Here is a 14,693-nt window from a genome sequence, read left to right as displayed (position 1 = left end):
TTGTGTTTTTTCGAATTTTCTTAAGCGGAGGCCCCTTCCGGGCAACCTTCCGCAAGCGAGACCGACGCGCATGCATCCCACCCTGACCATTGCAGTGAAAGCCGCCCGCCGTGCGGGTACCGTAATCAACCGGGCCTCGATGCAGCTGGACATCCTGACCGTCCAGACCAAGTCGCCGAACGATTTCGTCACCGAAGTGGACCAGGCCGCCGAGGCGGCCATCATCGAAGTGCTGCGTGACGCCTACCCGGAGCACGGCATTCTAGCAGAGGAGTCCGGAGAGTCCGCCGAGTCGGCGAACAGCGAATACCAGTGGATCATCGATCCGCTCGACGGCACGACCAACTTCATCCACGGCTTTCCGCAGTACGCAATCTCGATCGCGCTGGCGAAGAATGGAGTGCTCGAGCAGGCGGTCGTCTATGACCCGACGCGCAACGAGCTTTTCACCGCGACGAAAGGCCGCGGCGCCTTCCTCAACGACCGTCGCATCCGCGTGTCGAAGCGCACGCGGCTGAACGAGGCGCTCATCGGCACCGGCTTCCCGTACCGCGAATTCGACAACATCGACGCATACCTGGGAATGTTCAAGGACCTGACGCAGAAGACCGCCGGCATCCGCCGCCCCGGTGCCGCGGCGCTCGATCTCGCCTACGTCGCGTGCGGCCGGCTCGACGGTTTCTGGGAAATGGGCCTGCAGCCCTGGGACATGGCCGCGGGCGCGTTGATGATCCAGGAAGCCGGCGGACTCGTCAGCGACCTCGCCGGCGAAGCGGCATACATGGAAACCGGCAACGTCGTCGCCGGCACGCCCAAAGTGTTCGGCCAGCTGCTGCAGGTGATCCAGCCGCACCGCACGGCGTCGACCCGGGCCTGATCAGGCAGCGCATCCTGCAGTCCGGGGTCTTCTTCGCGCACAAGCTCGGTATGGTGCTGCACGATGGTCAATCGTTTTGCGGCGCACGACAAGCCGGACTCGGTCGAGCTGTTGGGGCATTGAGGAGATGAACGCGATGAACCTCCCCGCCGGTTCGTGAGCCGATTTACGACGATGCGCCGACCTTGATCCTGCCCGTCCGCTGTGCCAGATTGGGTTTCGGCAACCCGGGCAGCGGGAGAGGCGACATGAGACATCGAAGCGGTCCCCGACAAGCCGCTCCCCGCTGGCGGGCGCATGCCGGTGTGGCTAATCGCGCTGATCGCCGGTGACGCCGTGGCGGCCGATCCGCTCGCCGACGCCGAAGCGCGGTTCCGCACCCTCGAGAGCTACCGCGTCACGCTGCGCTCGTGGGCGGCCGATGGCCACCGGCAAGTGATTCGCTACGCGTGGCGCAGGCCCGGCTGGGTGCGGATGGATTTTGTCGAACCGCATCGCGGCGCGGTGATGATCTACGACCCCGTGACGGGCCGCGTGCGGCTGTCGCCCTTCGGCCTGAAGCACATGACCCTGAACCTTGCTGCGGACAACCCGGTGATCTGCGACCCACGCGGCCACAGCGTTGACCGCTCCCACGTCGGCGCACTCCTCGCGGACCTCGCCGAGTTGCGCATCCACGGCAGCCTGGCCCTGCATGCCGACGCCGAAGTGGCCAGTCGGCGGACCCTGGTCGTCGAGATCGAAGGCGCCGCCGGGATCAGCGTCGCCGGCGTGCATCGCTGCCGGATATGGTTCGCGCAGGACACGTCGTTTCCAATGAAGGTGCAGAGCTACGGAACGCACGGCAAGCTGATCGAAACCGTCGATATGAGCGACGCGGAACTCGATATCGCGTTCCCCGAGCGCTTCTTCACGCCGTGAAGCGCGGAGCAGGCACAACGCAAACAGGGTGCCATCACCAGGAGGATGAAACATGGGACTCGCCACCGTACGTTTCTTCAGCCTTCTGTTCGCCGCCCTGGCATTGGCTCCGGCCCTTGCGCATTTGCTGGAACTCCCCCAACAAGATCGGTCTGGCCCGCGACGATTACCTGACGGTGCAGCAAATCTACAGAGGATGGGCCTTGCTCGGATTCGTCGTCGCCGGGGCCCTGCTGTCGACGCTCATCCTTACGGTCATGGTTCGCAAACGTCGCAGGGAATTCATACTGGCTCTCGTCGGCTTTGCTTGTATTTTGGCGACGCAAGTTGTGTTCTGGACTTTTACGTTTCCGACCAACCAGGCAACAAGCAACTGGACGGTGCTGCCGGGAGACTGGATGGCACTTCGAGCGCAGTGGGAATACTCCCACGCGGCAAGCGCCGTGCTCAACCTCATCGCCCTGATCGCGCTGATCGGTTCGGTACTGACCCGCGTCCAAGCGCTCACAACCCAACCCTGTCGAGCCAGTCGGCGAAACAGCGTGCGCCCTGTGCCTCCAGGGTAGGTGCGAGGCGGGCGCAGTCGGCGCGCAATTCAGGCACCGACAACCCGGCCGCCCCAAGCTCGCACGCATGCCCGACGAGCCAGCGTTCCATTTGGGTTGTCTGCGCTTCCGGGTGGCACTGGAAGGCCAACGCGTTGCGCCCCCAGGAAAACGCCTGGTGGCGGCAGACGTCGGTGGATGCGAGCAGGGTCGCCCCGGCAGGCAGATCGAAGGTATCGCCGTGCCAGTGCAACATCGAAGTCAGTGCCCCGTCCAGGTGCGCGAGGGGCGAGTCGCGCCCGGCCCCGGTCAGCTGCAGCGGCGTCCAGCCGATCTCCTTTGCAGGCCCCGGATAGACGCGAGCCCCGAGGGCTCGAGCCATCATCTGGGCGCCGAGACAAACTCCCAGCGTTGGCCGTTCGGCTTTCAGTCGCCTTTCGAGCAGGCGCAGTTCATCGAGGATGAAGGGATAGCTGGCCTCGTCGTACGCGCCGATCGGGCCTCCCAGCACAACGAGCAGATCGGAGTCGCACGGGTCGAAGCGAGACAGGTCATCGACGCCGGCTTCAAGGTAGCGCAGCGCGATGCCGCGCTTGGCGAGCACGGTGGCGAAGGAGCCCATGTCTTCGAAGGCGACATGGCGAAGGGCGAAGGCGGATTTCATCGGCGGACTTTCCTCGACGGGCGATTAATGACGCGTGTGTGTCACAAGATACACCCTGCATCCAGCCTTGCGACGTCATTCCCGGCACGCTGCCGCGGCAGATCACGCCCGGGCCGTAGTCCTCGCATTGCCGTAACAGTGCGACAGCACCTCGGCGCAGCCGGGCGCTTCAGCCAGCGCCCCGCCGCAGCTCGACCCCTGCCCCGCCGTGCAGCCGTAGCAGTGATCGGCAACGCGGACCGCGCCGCCCGCGAGCGCCTCGATGTTGGCATCGCGAATGTGCAGACGCGGATGGGCGCCATCGCCGATCGGCATATCGAGTTGCTGGTTGAAGTCGCAGTCGTACAGGTAACCTTGCCAATCAACGCTCACGAGGCTGCGGCACATCACCGCCGCGAGATTGTCCGGACGATGAGCATCGCGCAGGATTTTCGTGTAATCGTCGAACTGCCCCTTCGACACGAGGGTGCTGCCGAAACGCTTGATCGGCATGTTCGCGAGCGTGAAGAGCCGGTTGAAGCGGACACCGAACTCGACTCCGAGATGCTCGCGGTAGGCGCGTTCGAGCGCTGCCTGGGGCGGGGGCAGTGTCGGCCCTTGCGGGTTGTAGACCAGGTTCAGGCACAGCCCGCTGCCCTCCTCGCCGTATCCGAGCGCGTTGAGCTTCTGCAGAGCGCGAATGCTCGCACCGAAGACCCCCTTGCCGCGCTGCTTATCGACGTTGTCCTCGAGATAGCACGGCAGCGAGGCGACGACCTCGACCCCCTGTTCCGCGAGGAAGCGTGCCAGATCCTCGTATCCGGGTTCCTCGAGGATCGTCAGGTTGCAGCGGTCCAGCACGTGCAGGCCGCGCGCGCGCGCCGCACCCACCAGGCGGCGGAAGTTCGCGTTCATCTCCGGGGCACCGCCCGTCAGATCAAGCGTGAGGATCGTCGGACTTGCGTCGATGAAGTCGACCACCGCATTCGCGATATCGGCGGTCATTTCCTCGGTCCGGGTCGGCCCCGCATTGACGTGGCAATGCACGCAGCTCTGATTGCAGCGGTAGCCGAGATTCACCTGCAGCGTCTCGACCGTTCCGCGGCGAATCCGGGGAAAGTCGGTGACGGCGAGCAATGGAAAGGTGGGATGCATCGGGCGTTTCCTTGAGCGCAGTTATCTTTGTCGTTACCCAACAGTCGAACGAGCCGCGAGATCCTTGCATATCTGCCCAAGTTGGCCCTGACGCATTGAGCGCTGCCGCAGTGGATGGTTCGACAAAAGAGCGTTCGGTTCAAGGGACTGCTGCAACCAGTTCGCGATGTCGCAACGCAGCATGGCAATCACATGACCCGCACCGCCGAGGCGCTTGGCATCACGCGCAAGAGCAAGACCTTCCTCGCACGCTTCGAATAACGCGGCCGCCAGTGAATCGCCCCGGGAAGTGCGGGCTGGTAAGATGCTCGCCCACCAGCAGGAAAGTGTCGTAGGGCGTCCACTGCATTCGGAAGGAATGCCCGTGCAACAGCAAAAACTCATGATAATCAATAATTTACAAACAGTAAACGCGGAAAAAAAGAGCCCTATTGATATCGAGACAGGGACTCATACTCCGGTAATGCAGCAGTATCTCCGCATCAAGGCGCAGCATCCGGACACGTTGCTGTTCTACCGCATGGGGGACTTCTACGAGCTGTTCTTCGATGACGCGGAGAAGGCCGCGCGGCTGCTCGACATCACGCTGACGACGCGCGGGCAGTCGGCCGGCACGCCGATCCGGATGGCCGGCGTGCCGTTCCACGCGGTCGAACAATACCTTGCGCGGCTCGTCAAGCTCGGCGAATCGGTCGTGATCGCCGAGCAGGTGGGCGAGCCGGGGGCGACGAAGGGGCCGATGGAGCGCGCGGTGAGCCGCATCGTCACGCCCGGCACGCTGACCGACGCGGCGCTGCTCGACGACCGCGCCGATTCGCTGCTGCTCGCGGCGAACCTGCACCGCGGCGTGCTGGGCCTCGCGTGGCTGAACCTCGCCAATGGCGACCTGCGCGTGATGGAATGCCCGTCCGAGCAGCTGCAGGCGCAGTTCGAACGGCTGCGCCCGGCCGAGGTGCTGGTGCCCGACGGGCTGGCGCTGCCGCTCGTCGAATCGCTGTCGCCGGTGCTGCGCCGGCTCGCCGACTGGCAGTTCGACGCGGCCAACGGCGAGCGCCTGCTGACCGGGCACTTCGGCACGCGCGACCTGGCCGGCTTCGACGCCGAGGGCCTGCCGGTCGCGCTCGCGGCCGCGGCGGCGCTGTTCGAGTATGCGCGCAGCACGCAGCGCCAGAGCCTCGAGCACGTCACCGGCCTGCGGGTCGAGCGCGAAGCCGAATACCTGCGGCTCGATGCGGCGACGCGCCGCAACCTGGAGCTGACCGAGACCTTGCGCGGCGAGGCCTCGCCGACGCTGTTGTCGCTGCTCGACTCGTGCATCACCAGCATGGGCTCGCGCTGGCTGCGGCATGCGCTGCATCATCCGCTGCGCGACCGCGCACTCGCCGCGCAGCGCCACGGCGCCGTCGGCGAACTCGCCGGATCGGATCCCGGCGCGTCGGCGGACACCGGTGATGCGCGGATGCTCGGCGACGTCCGCGTCGCGCTGCGCGGAGTTGCCGACGTCGATCGCATCACCGCGCGGATTGCGCTGCGCAGCGCGAGGCCGCGCGATCTCGCGGCGCTGCGCGACAGCCTCGCGCGCCTGCCCGAACTGCATCGCGCGCTCGGCACCCCGCAGGCCCCGCTGCTCGGCGAGCTGCTCGCCGCGATCGCGGTGCCGGACGGCGCGCTCGACCTGCTCGTGCGCGCCGTCGCCGCCGAGCCGGCCGCCGCAGTGCGCGACGGCGGCGTGATCGCTCCCGGTTTCGACGCGGAGCTCGACGAGCTGCGCGGCATCCAGTCGAACTGCGGCGAGTTCCTGCTGGCGCTCGAAGCGCGCGAACGCGACCGCAGCGGCATCGCGAACCTCAAGGTCGAGTTCAACAAGGTGCATGGCTTCTACATCGAGGTGAGCCACGCGAACACGGGGAAAGTGCCGGACGACTACCGCCGCCGCCAGACGCTGAAGAACGCCGAGCGCTACATCACGCCGGAACTGAAGGCGTTCGAGGACAAGGCGCTGTCGGCCCAGGAGCGCGCGCTCGCCCGCGAGAAGCTGCTCTATGAAGCGCTGCTCGAAGCGCTCGCCGCGCATATCCCGGCGCTGCAGCGCATCGCCCGCGCGCTCGCGTGCCTCGACGGTCTGGGCGCGTTCGCCGAAGCTGCCGTGCGCCACGGCTACGTCTGCCCGCAGTTTTCCGCGCAGCCGGGCATCGACATCACCGGCGGGCGCCACCCGGTCGTCGAGCGGCAGGTCGAAGACTTCATTTCGAACGACTGCCGCCTCGCCCCGACCCGCCGCATGCTGCTGATCACCGGGCCGAACATGGGCGGCAAATCGACCTTCATGCGCCAGGTCGCGCTGATCGCGCTGCTCGCCCACGTCGGCGCGTTCGTACCGGCGCAGAGCGCACGCCTCGGCCCGCTCGATGCGATCTTCACCCGCATCGGCGCGTCCGACGACCTCGCCTCGGGCCGCTCGACGTTCATGGTCGAGATGACCGAGGCGTCGGCGATCCTGCATGGCGCGACCGAGCAGAGCCTCGTGCTGATGGACGAGATCGGGCGCGGCACCTCGACTTTCGACGGGCTCGCGCTGGCATTCGCGATCGCCCGCCACCTGCTTGAGAAGAACCGCTGCCTGACGCTGTTCGCGACCCATTACTTCGAACTCACCCGCCTCAACGGCGACTACCCCGAGTGCGCGAACGTGCATCTCGACGCCATCGAGCACGCGCACCGCATCGTGTTCCTGCATGCGGTCGAGGACGGACCGGCGAGCCAGAGCTACGGTATCGAAGTCGCGGCGCTCGCCGGCATTCCGGGCTCGGTCGTGCGCGACGCCAAACGGCGCCTGCGCGCGCTCGAGAACCGCGAGGTCGGCAATGGGCCGCAGGCGGACCTCTTTGCCGCGCTGCCGGACCGCGAACCCGACACGCCCTCGCACCCGGCGCTCACCGCGCTGGCCGAACTGGACCCCGACACCCTGAGCCCGCGCGAGGCGCTCGAGCGCCTGTACGCGCTGAAACGGATGACTGCATGAGCGCTTCGCCGGGCCGCCCCAAGAAGCGCTCAGTCCCGCCTGGCGGGGTGCAGCAGGGGTTTCGCGGAGCATTGCTCTGCGCCTGCGGAACGGGCCGGCTGTGCAAAGCTGGCCCTCTTGCGCGTAGCGCGAGGGTGCTCCAGTGAGCACCCCGATCGACATCAGCGAAGATCGCGGCGTCCGCTATCTTCATTTCGGCTCGGAGTGGGTCCAGGGCGCAATGCGCATCCGCCGGCCGCACGCACTCGAACTCGCCTACACGCGCGAGATGATGGCCGGTCTGCTGCTGCGCGACGCCGACGAATGGCCGCGCAACGCGCTGGTGATCGGCCTCGGCGCCGCCTCGCTGGTGCGCTTCCTGCATCGCCACTGCCCGCAGACGCGCATCCAGGTCGTCGAGATCGAACCGCAGGTCGTCGCGGCTGCCCGCCAGTTCTTCCGCCTGCCGCAGGAGGACGCACGTTTTTCGATCCACGTCGGTGACGGCGCCCGCTACGTGATGGAAACCGACCGGCGCTTCGACCTGATCCTCGTCGATGGCTTCGACCGCCACGCGCGGGCCGGCGCGCTTGACACTGCGCCGTTCTACGCCGCGGCGCGTGCACGCCTGTCGGACGCGGGACTGATGTCGACGAACCTCTTCGGCCGGTCGCGCGGGTTTCGCGCCAGCGTCGAGCGGATCATCCACGCATTCGAGAACCGCGCGATCGCGTTTCCGTCGTGCGACAGCGGCAACGTCGTCGCATTCGGTGCGCAAGGCGACGAGATCACCGTGCCGGTGACGGAGTTGCGCGAACGCGCCCGGGCATTGAAGGACCGCACCGGCCTCGACCTCGGCCCGACCGTCGCCCGGCTCGAGCAGGCGGGCAGCCTGCCCGGCGGGCGGCTGGTCCTGTAGCCGCGCCTCCGGTCGCTTCAGGCCCTCGCCCTGTCAGGCGGCGGCCGCTTCAGGCTCGGGCACGATCCACAGGCAGGTGCCCTTCGTCGCTTTCGCGATGTCGTGAAGCACCCGGCCATGTTCGGCCAGCTCTTCGCCGCTCGCGCGGAGCACTTTCAGCGGGGGCCGATCGACGAGCACGCCGCCGGCTTCGGCGCTGCCCGGCACGGGCTCCTCGAGCGCCATGATCAGGCTCTCCTGGCCGCGCGTCATCGCAAGATAGACTTCGGCGAGCAGTTCCGCGTCGAGCAGCGCGCCGTGCAGCGTCCGCGACGCGTTGTCGATCTGGTGCCGGTCGCACAGCGCGTCGAGCGACGCCTTCTTGCCCGGGTTCTGCTCCTTCGCCATCTTCAGCGTGTCGATGACACCCGCGCAAAGGCTGTCGAGCTTTCCCCGCCCGAGCCGCGACAGCTCGTGGTTCAGGAAGCCGACGTCGAAGTTCGCGTTATGGATGATCAGTTCGGCGTCACGGATGAAATCCTCGAACTCGGCCGCGATGGCGCTGAACTTCGGCTTGTCGGCGAGGAAGTCCTCGGTGATGCCGTGCACCGCGATCGCCTCGGCATCGATGCCGCGCTCCGGGTTGATATAGACGTGGTAATGCCGCCCCGTCAGGTTGCGGTTCAGCAGCTCGACGCAGCCGATTTCGATGACGCGGTCGCCGTTGCGCCAGTCGAGGCCGGTGGTTTCCGTGTCGAGGACGATCTGTCTCATGTGTTTTCCCCAATATTGTTCCAGGCGCCGCCGAAGCTTCAGCCTGCGACGCTCGTGCCCTGCCGGCGCACCGCGTCAACGCCGCGGCGCGCGAGTTCGTCGGCGCGCTCGTTCTCGACATGGCCGGCATGGCCCCGGACCCAGATCCACTGGACCTGGTGACGGCTCGCGGCCTCATCGAGCGCGCGCCACAGGTCCTCGTTCTTCACCGGGGCTTTCGCCGCGGTCTTCCACCCGCGCGCCTTCCAGCCGTGGATCCACTCGGAGATGCCTTTCTGCACGTACTGGCTGTCGGTATGCACGCGGGCGGCGACCGGACGCTTGAGCAGTTCGAGTGCGCGGATCACCGCGAGCAGTTCCATGCGGTTGTTCGTCGTGTGCGGTTCGCCACCCCAGATTTCCTTCTCGTGCGCTCCCGAGCGCAGGATCGCGCCCCAGCCGCCGGGCCCCGGATTGCCGCTGCAGGCGCCGTCGGTGAATATTTCGATCTGATCGGTCATTTAGTCTTTTGTACTCCGCCCGTCACCTGCCGGCCGCGCTGGGCCACCGGCGAGAGCCGTTTCGCTGCGGCGCGACGATCGCGCCAGTTGGGGGTGATCAGGCGCATCCCCTGCACCCGCTTGATTCCCTGAATGATGTAGGTGCCGCCGAAGATCGGCCACCAGCGGTCCCCGGCCTTGTCGATGAAGCGCCAGCGTTCGAGCCATTTTCCGCTCGTGACCGCCGGCGCGTAGCAGCCGAAACTGCCGGACTGGGTTTCGAACCCCAGCAGCGCGAGCCAATCCTTCGTGCGGCGCACGGACAGATACTGTCCGCGCCACGGGAATGCCCCGTTGCTGCGCGCCAGCAGGCGGCGCACGCCCCACAGGCTGAAGGGGTTGAAGCCGCTGATGATGGCGCTGCCCTCGGGCACGAGTACGCGTTCGACCTCGCGCAGCACCTGGTGAGGGTTCGGTGAAAACTCGAGCACGTGCGGCAGCAGCACCAGATCGAGAGTGGCGGTGGCGAACGGCAGCGCTTCCGCGTTCGACGTCACTTCGGCCTCGCCCAGCCGCGCGCAGCGGAAGCGGAACGGCATGCGGTTGCCGCGCAGGAACTCGTGCTCGGGCAGCCCGATCTGAACTGCGTTGTAGCCGAAAATATCGGCCACCATGACGTCGAACCTGGCCGATTCCCACTGCAGCAGGTATTGTCCCTGCGGGGTTTCAAGCCAGTCCGACAGACTGAGGATGGACATGAACGATCAGCACTCAAAAATCGGCAGCATCGAAATTATCCCTCTCCCGGCGTTCCGGGATAACTACCTGTGGCTGCTGCGTCGCGGCCAGCTTGCAGCAGTCGTCGACCCGGGTGACGCAGCAGTCGTCGAAGACGGCCTCGCGGCGCACGGGCTGGACCTTTGCGCGATCCTGCTGACCCATCACCACGCGGACCACGTCGGTGGCGTCGCCGAGCTGATCGCAAGCCGCGACATCCCGGTGTTCGGCCCGGCTGCAGCCGACATCCAGGGTGTTAACCATCCCGTTGCGGAAGGCGACGAAGTCAGTCTCGAACCGCTCGGCATCCGCTTTCGCGTGCTCGAAGTGCCCGGCCATACCGCAAGCCACGTCGCCTATCTCGCGCCGGGCATGCTGTTTCCCGGCGACACCCTCTTCAGCGCCGGCTGCGGGCGGCTGCTCGGCGGCACTGCCGCGCAACTTCACGCTTCGCTGCGCCGCCTTGCAGATCTGCCCGGCGACACCGCCGTGTATTGCACCCATGAGTATACGCTCGCCAACCTCGCGTTTGCGCGCGTCGCCGACCCGGGGAATCCCGAGCGGGACGAGTGGCTCGTCGAGTGCGAGGCGCGGCGCGATGCCGGGCGGCCGACCCTGCCGACCACCATCGAACGCGAGCGGCGCGTGAACCCCTTCCTGCGCACCGGCGAACCGGCAGTGATGGGCGTGATCGCCGACCGCACCGGCGTGCGTCCGCGCGACTCGCTCGAATGCTTCACGGCATTGAGGGCCTGGAAGGACGTTTTTTGAGCGCCCCCAGGAAACGGCTTTGCCGTTTCCGCCCCCCGAGGGGGACAAGAAAACTTGGGGCGGCCCGGCGTTTTCTTGACGAGGCGAAAAACCGCTGTCCGCGCCCGGTCATCGACACCGGTTTGACGCCCCTCCGCCCCTGCCCTAGAGTCCACCCCTCTTTTTCCTCTCCCGGGGGCGCCGGCTCGATGGCGATTTCTTTCGCAAGCCTCCTGTTTCTCGTGTTCCTGAGCTTCGCACCGGAGTCTGTCCGGGCGTCCGCGGATTCAGCAGCGCCGACTCTCTTGCCGGAGCCGGGCGCGACCCGCCTCGTCGGCGGCGATGACGCCGCTCCGGACGGCCTGAAGATGCCTCGCGGGCCGGTCCTCGAGCTGACGGACCCGCCGCCGCGCGTGCTCACGCTCGACCTCACCCGTGACGCCAACGACATATGGGATCGCATTCGCCGCGGCTTCGGCATGCCGGATCTCGACAGCGAGCTGGTCGCCGAACAGCAGCTCTTCTACATCAACCGCCCGGGTTTCCTGAAAAAGGTTTTCGAGCGCGGCGGGCGCTATCTCTACCACATCGTCGACGAGCTCGAACGCCGCGGCATGCCGACCGAGCTCGCGCTGCTGCCGATGGTCGAAAGCAGCTACAACCCGATGGCCTACTCGCGCTCGCACGCGTCGGGGCTGTGGCAGTTCATCCCCTCGACGGGGCGAAACTACAACCTCACGCAGGACGCGTGGGTCGACGAGCGGCGCGACGTGATCGCTTCCACCGCTGCCGCCCTCGACTACCTGCAGGCCATCTACGACATGCACGGCGACTGGCATCTGGCGCTCGCCTCGTACAACTGGGGCGAAGGTGCGGTCGGCCGCGCGATCCAGCGCAACCTGGACGCCGGGCTTCCGGCCGAATACAGCCATCTGCGCATGCCGGGGGAAACGCGCAACTATGTGCCCAAGCTGCAGGCGCTGAAGAACATCGTCGCGCAGCCCGAGCTGTACCGCTTCGAACTTCCGTACGTGCCGAACAGCCCCCACTTCGTCACCGTCGACACCCCTGCGACGATTGAACTGGCCACCGCCGCCCGCCTTGCCGGGATGCCGCTCGACGAGTTCCTCGCCCTCAACCCCAGCCACAATCGTCCGGCGGTGACCGAAGGCAGTGCGCTGGTCGTGCCCGTCGATCGCGCCGAACAGTTCCAGCTGCGGCTCGCCGAACATCAGCGCAACGGGACGCAGTGGCGCACCTACGAGTTGCAGCGCGGCGAGACGCTCGCATCCGTGGCGCGGGATTTCGGCCTGTCGCTGAACCAGCTCTACCAGATCAACCGGCTCGATGCGCGCAGCCGTGTAAGCCCCGGCTACTCGCTGCTCGTCCCCGAGGGCGTCGATCCCGGCACTGCGCCCCCCGATGCGCTCGAACAGGCGGCATCGCCGGGGCGCTCGATCGTCCCGCGGCTGGCTGGCGGCAAACCCGTCAGGATGGATGCGAAGGGCATGGAAAAGCCGACCGCATTGAAGAGCACGCAACCCGCGGCGAAGAAGGGAGTCAAGCGGCCTGCCGGCAAAAGCGCGGGGACTTCGTCGAGCAAAGCGCCGATCGCATCTGCGACAGCGAAAAAAACGACCGGCCCAGCCGCGAAGCCGACCTCTGGCAAGAAGCAGCCGCAAAAAAACCAGCGCTGAGGCAGAGTGGACAAATCGTTCGCCCGCAACGGGACATTGCGGGCGGCAAAAGCAAGTGCCGGGACGACCGGGAGCTCGAATCCCTGACTGCTGTCGCGCTCAGCGCGGCCAGTGGCAGCGGACGACCTGGCCGGCGCCGCGGGCGGTCTCGCCCGGATACTGCGCCCGGCAGATGTCGGTCGCATGGGGGCAGCGCGGATGGAAGTGACAGCCGGCGGGCGGATCGAGCGGCGACGGCAGGTCGTCGCCCGGCGGCGCTGACCGGACGTCTGAGGCTTCGCCGTCGATGCGCAGCACCGCCGCGAGCAAGGCGCGAGTATAGGGATGGGCGGGCGCGGCGAGCACGCGCTCGACCGGGCCGCGCTCGACGATCCGTCCGAGATACATCACCGCGACGTCGTGCGCGAGCCAGCTCACGACGCCCAGGTTATGCGTGATGAAAAGATACGCGAGGCCGAACTCGCCCTGCAGCTCGCGCATCAGGTTGAGGATCTGGGCCTGCACCGACACATCCAGCGCGCTCGTCGGCTCGTCGCAAACGAGCAGTCGCGGCGACACCGCCAGCGCGCGGGCAATCGCGATGCGCTGGCGCTGGCCGCCGGAAAACTCGTGCGGGTAGCGCAACTTCATCGCCGGCGTGAGTCCGACCCGCTGCAGCAGGTCGTCGATGCGCCGCGCGCGCGCTGGGCCGTCGGGCTCAACGCCGAGCGCGAGCATGCCTTCTTCGATGATCTGGCCGACGCGCATGCGCGGGTTCAGCGACGCGAACGGATCCTGGAACACCATCTGGAACGAACGGCGCAATGGCCGCAGCGCCGCGCGTGACAGCCCGGTGATCGGCGTGCCGTCGAGGAAAACCTCGCCGGCGCTCGGCGCGACCAACTGCAGGATCGCCTTGCCGGCCGTCGTCTTGCCGCAGCCGGACTCGCCGACCAGCGCCAGCGTGCGGCCCGGAGCCAGCGTCAGGCTGACCCCGTCGACCGCCTTGATGCTTCCGACCTGGCGTCGCAAAAGGCCTTTTCGCACGGGAAAATGCACTTTCAGGTCGCGCACGTCGAGCAGCGGCGCGGGCGTCGGGCGGCGCCCCGTGTCGATGAATGCGGCTGCTGCCGGCGTCGCTGCAGCGGCAACGGTCCGGCCAGCCGAATAAAGATGACAGCGCACCGCCTGCCCGTCGCGCCGCTCCCAGACGGGCGCTTCGCGGCGGCACAGGTCGAAGGCATCGGGACAGCGGTCGGCGAAACGGCAGCCGACGAAGTCGCGGTCGAGCGCCGGGACGTTGCCGCCGAGCGCCGCGAGCGGACGCTGGCGTTGCGCGTCGGTCGGCAGTGCCGCGAACAGCTTGCGCGAATACGGGTGCAGCGGGCGGCGGAAAAAATCGCTGCGATTTCCCGTTTCGACCAGTTCGCCCGCATACATCACGCCGATTCGCTGCGCCATGCGCGCCACCACGCCGAGATCATGCGTGATCAACAGCATTCCCATGCCGCGCTCGGCCTGCAGGCGGGCGAGGAGATCGAGCACCTGCGCCTGGATCGTCACGTCGAGGGCGGTGGTCGGCTCGTCGGCGACCAGGAGTTCCGGCTCGCCGGCGAGCGCGATCGCGATCATGACCCGCTGCTTCATGCCGCCGGAAAACTGGAAAGGGTAGTCGTCGAGGCGCCGCCCGGCGTCCGGTATCCCGACCGATTCGAGCAGTCGACGCGCTTCGGCGCGGGCCGGGGCGCCTTCGAGGCCGCGATGGCGCGCGAGCACTTCGCCGATCTGGCTCATGACCGTCATCACGGGGTTGAGGCTCGTCGAAGGCTCCTGGAAGATCATCGCGATCTGCCCGCCGCGTACTTCGCGCATGCGCGCCTCCGTCAGGCGCAGCAGGTCGCGCCCGGCAAAGCGTACCTCGCCGCTGGCGATGCGGCCGCCATCGGGCAGCAGGCGCAGCAGCGCCAGCGCCGTCATCGATTTGCCGCAGCCCGATTCGCCGAGCAGCGCAAAGGTCTCGCCGCCCGCGATCGAAAACCCCACGCCGTCGACCGGCCGTACCGGGCTTTCGTGCGGGCCGATCAGCACGCGCAGCTCGCTCACCTCCAGCAGCGCGCGCGGCGGTTCGGCATCAGGGCGGCCGGTTTTCTCGATCGTTTCGGTCATCGCCACAGGATAACGGAGCAGACAGGAAAAG

At 67.3% G+C, this 14,693-nt stretch carries 14 protein-coding genes; 8 read left to right on the top strand and 6 right to left on the bottom strand.

The features are described 5' to 3' along the window. Positions 1-70: 70 nt before the first annotated feature. The 3 genes from GO606_RS12560 to GO606_RS12550 all read left to right on the top strand — a co-directional run bounded on the left by GO606_RS12560 (position 71) and on the right by GO606_RS12550 (position 2,364). Entirely contained in the window at positions 71-877 is an 807-nt protein-coding gene (locus GO606_RS12560) for an inositol monophosphatase family protein (protein ID WP_169117143.1), read from the top strand. Between the two features lie 297 nt (positions 878-1,174). Further along, on the top strand, positions 1,175-1,798 hold the full coding sequence (locus tag GO606_RS12555; protein ID WP_169117142.1) for a hypothetical protein: 624 nt from the start codon (positions 1,175-1,177) through the stop codon (positions 1,796-1,798). A gap of 116 nt (positions 1,799-1,914) precedes the next feature. Continuing rightward, positions 1,915-2,364, top strand: coding sequence for a hypothetical protein (locus GO606_RS12550; RefSeq protein ID WP_211166475.1), 450 nt, complete (start codon positions 1,915-1,917; stop codon positions 2,362-2,364). Here GO606_RS12550 and GO606_RS12545 read toward each other — a convergent pair. Both GO606_RS12545 and arsS read right to left on the bottom strand, forming a co-directional pair. Next, positions 2,303-3,007 (bottom strand): glutamine amidotransferase, encoded by a 705-nt coding sequence (locus GO606_RS12545; protein ID WP_169117141.1) that lies wholly within the window; start codon positions 3,005-3,007, stop codon positions 2,303-2,305. The genes GO606_RS12550 and GO606_RS12545 overlap by 62 nt on opposite strands. A gap of 102 nt (positions 3,008-3,109) precedes the next feature. Further along, positions 3,110-4,141 carry an arsenosugar biosynthesis radical SAM (seleno)protein ArsS gene (gene arsS / locus GO606_RS12540; RefSeq protein ID WP_169117140.1) on the bottom strand — a complete coding sequence of 344 codons (1,032 nt, stop codon included), beginning with the start codon at positions 4,139-4,141 and terminating at the stop codon, positions 3,110-3,112. 114 nt (positions 4,142-4,255) lie between these two features. On the opposite strand from arsS, the gene GO606_RS12535 reads away from it, so the two are divergent. The 3 genes from GO606_RS12535 to GO606_RS12525 all read left to right on the top strand — a co-directional run bounded on the left by GO606_RS12535 (position 4,256) and on the right by GO606_RS12525 (position 8,061). After that, entirely contained in the window at positions 4,256-4,402 is a 147-nt protein-coding gene (locus GO606_RS12535; protein ID WP_169117139.1) for a hypothetical protein, read from the top strand. Between the two features lie 202 nt (positions 4,403-4,604). Next, positions 4,605-7,163 carry a DNA mismatch repair protein MutS gene (gene mutS, locus GO606_RS12530; protein WP_169117138.1) on the top strand — a complete coding sequence of 853 codons (2,559 nt, stop codon included), beginning with the start codon at positions 4,605-4,607 and terminating at the stop codon, positions 7,161-7,163. Positions 7,164-7,305: 142 nt separating this feature from the next. Then, a complete protein-coding gene (locus GO606_RS12525; protein ID WP_169117137.1) occupies positions 7,306-8,061 on the top strand; it encodes a fused MFS/spermidine synthase in 756 nt (251 codons plus the stop codon). Positions 8,062-8,094: 33 nt separating this feature from the next. Here the strand turns inward: GO606_RS12525 and dnaQ are convergent, their stop codons facing one another. From dnaQ to GO606_RS12510, 3 genes are read right to left on the bottom strand one after another with little or no spacing between them, the layout of a single operon-like run. After that, on the bottom strand, positions 8,095-8,814 hold the full coding sequence (gene dnaQ, locus GO606_RS12520) for a DNA polymerase III subunit epsilon (protein ID WP_169117136.1): 720 nt from the start codon (positions 8,812-8,814) through the stop codon (positions 8,095-8,097). A gap of 38 nt (positions 8,815-8,852) precedes the next feature. After that, positions 8,853-9,314, bottom strand: a complete 462-nt coding sequence (gene rnhA, locus GO606_RS12515; protein ID WP_169117135.1) for a ribonuclease HI — start codon at positions 9,312-9,314, stop codon at positions 8,853-8,855. Next, the gene (locus GO606_RS12510; protein WP_169117134.1) at positions 9,311-10,051 is read right to left on the bottom strand and encodes a class I SAM-dependent methyltransferase; all 741 of its coding nucleotides are present in this window, start codon (positions 10,049-10,051) and stop codon (positions 9,311-9,313) included. The genes rnhA and GO606_RS12510 overlap by 4 nt, the downstream gene beginning before the upstream one ends. Here GO606_RS12510 and gloB point away from each other — a divergent pair. Both gloB and GO606_RS12500 read left to right on the top strand, forming a co-directional pair. Further along, a complete protein-coding gene (gene gloB, locus GO606_RS12505) occupies positions 10,050-10,841 on the top strand; it encodes a hydroxyacylglutathione hydrolase (protein ID WP_211166474.1) in 792 nt (263 codons plus the stop codon). The genes GO606_RS12510 and gloB overlap by 2 nt on opposite strands. A 188-nt stretch (positions 10,842-11,029) precedes the next feature. Then, positions 11,030-12,517, top strand: a complete 1,488-nt coding sequence (locus GO606_RS12500) for a transglycosylase SLT domain-containing protein (RefSeq protein ID WP_425532209.1) — start codon at positions 11,030-11,032, stop codon at positions 12,515-12,517. Between the two features lie 99 nt (positions 12,518-12,616). On the opposite strand, the gene GO606_RS12495 is transcribed toward GO606_RS12500, so the two are convergent. After that, entirely contained in the window at positions 12,617-14,662 is a 2,046-nt protein-coding gene (locus GO606_RS12495) for an ABC transporter ATP-binding protein (RefSeq protein WP_169117133.1), read from the bottom strand. Between the last annotated feature and the right edge of the window lie 31 nt (positions 14,663-14,693).

Source organism: Aromatoleum anaerobium, from assembly GCF_012910705.2.
In the GTDB taxonomy this organism is placed as follows: Bacteria; Pseudomonadota; Gammaproteobacteria; order Burkholderiales; family Rhodocyclaceae; genus Aromatoleum; species Aromatoleum anaerobium.
This window is presented reverse-complemented; position numbering and strand designations above follow the sequence as displayed.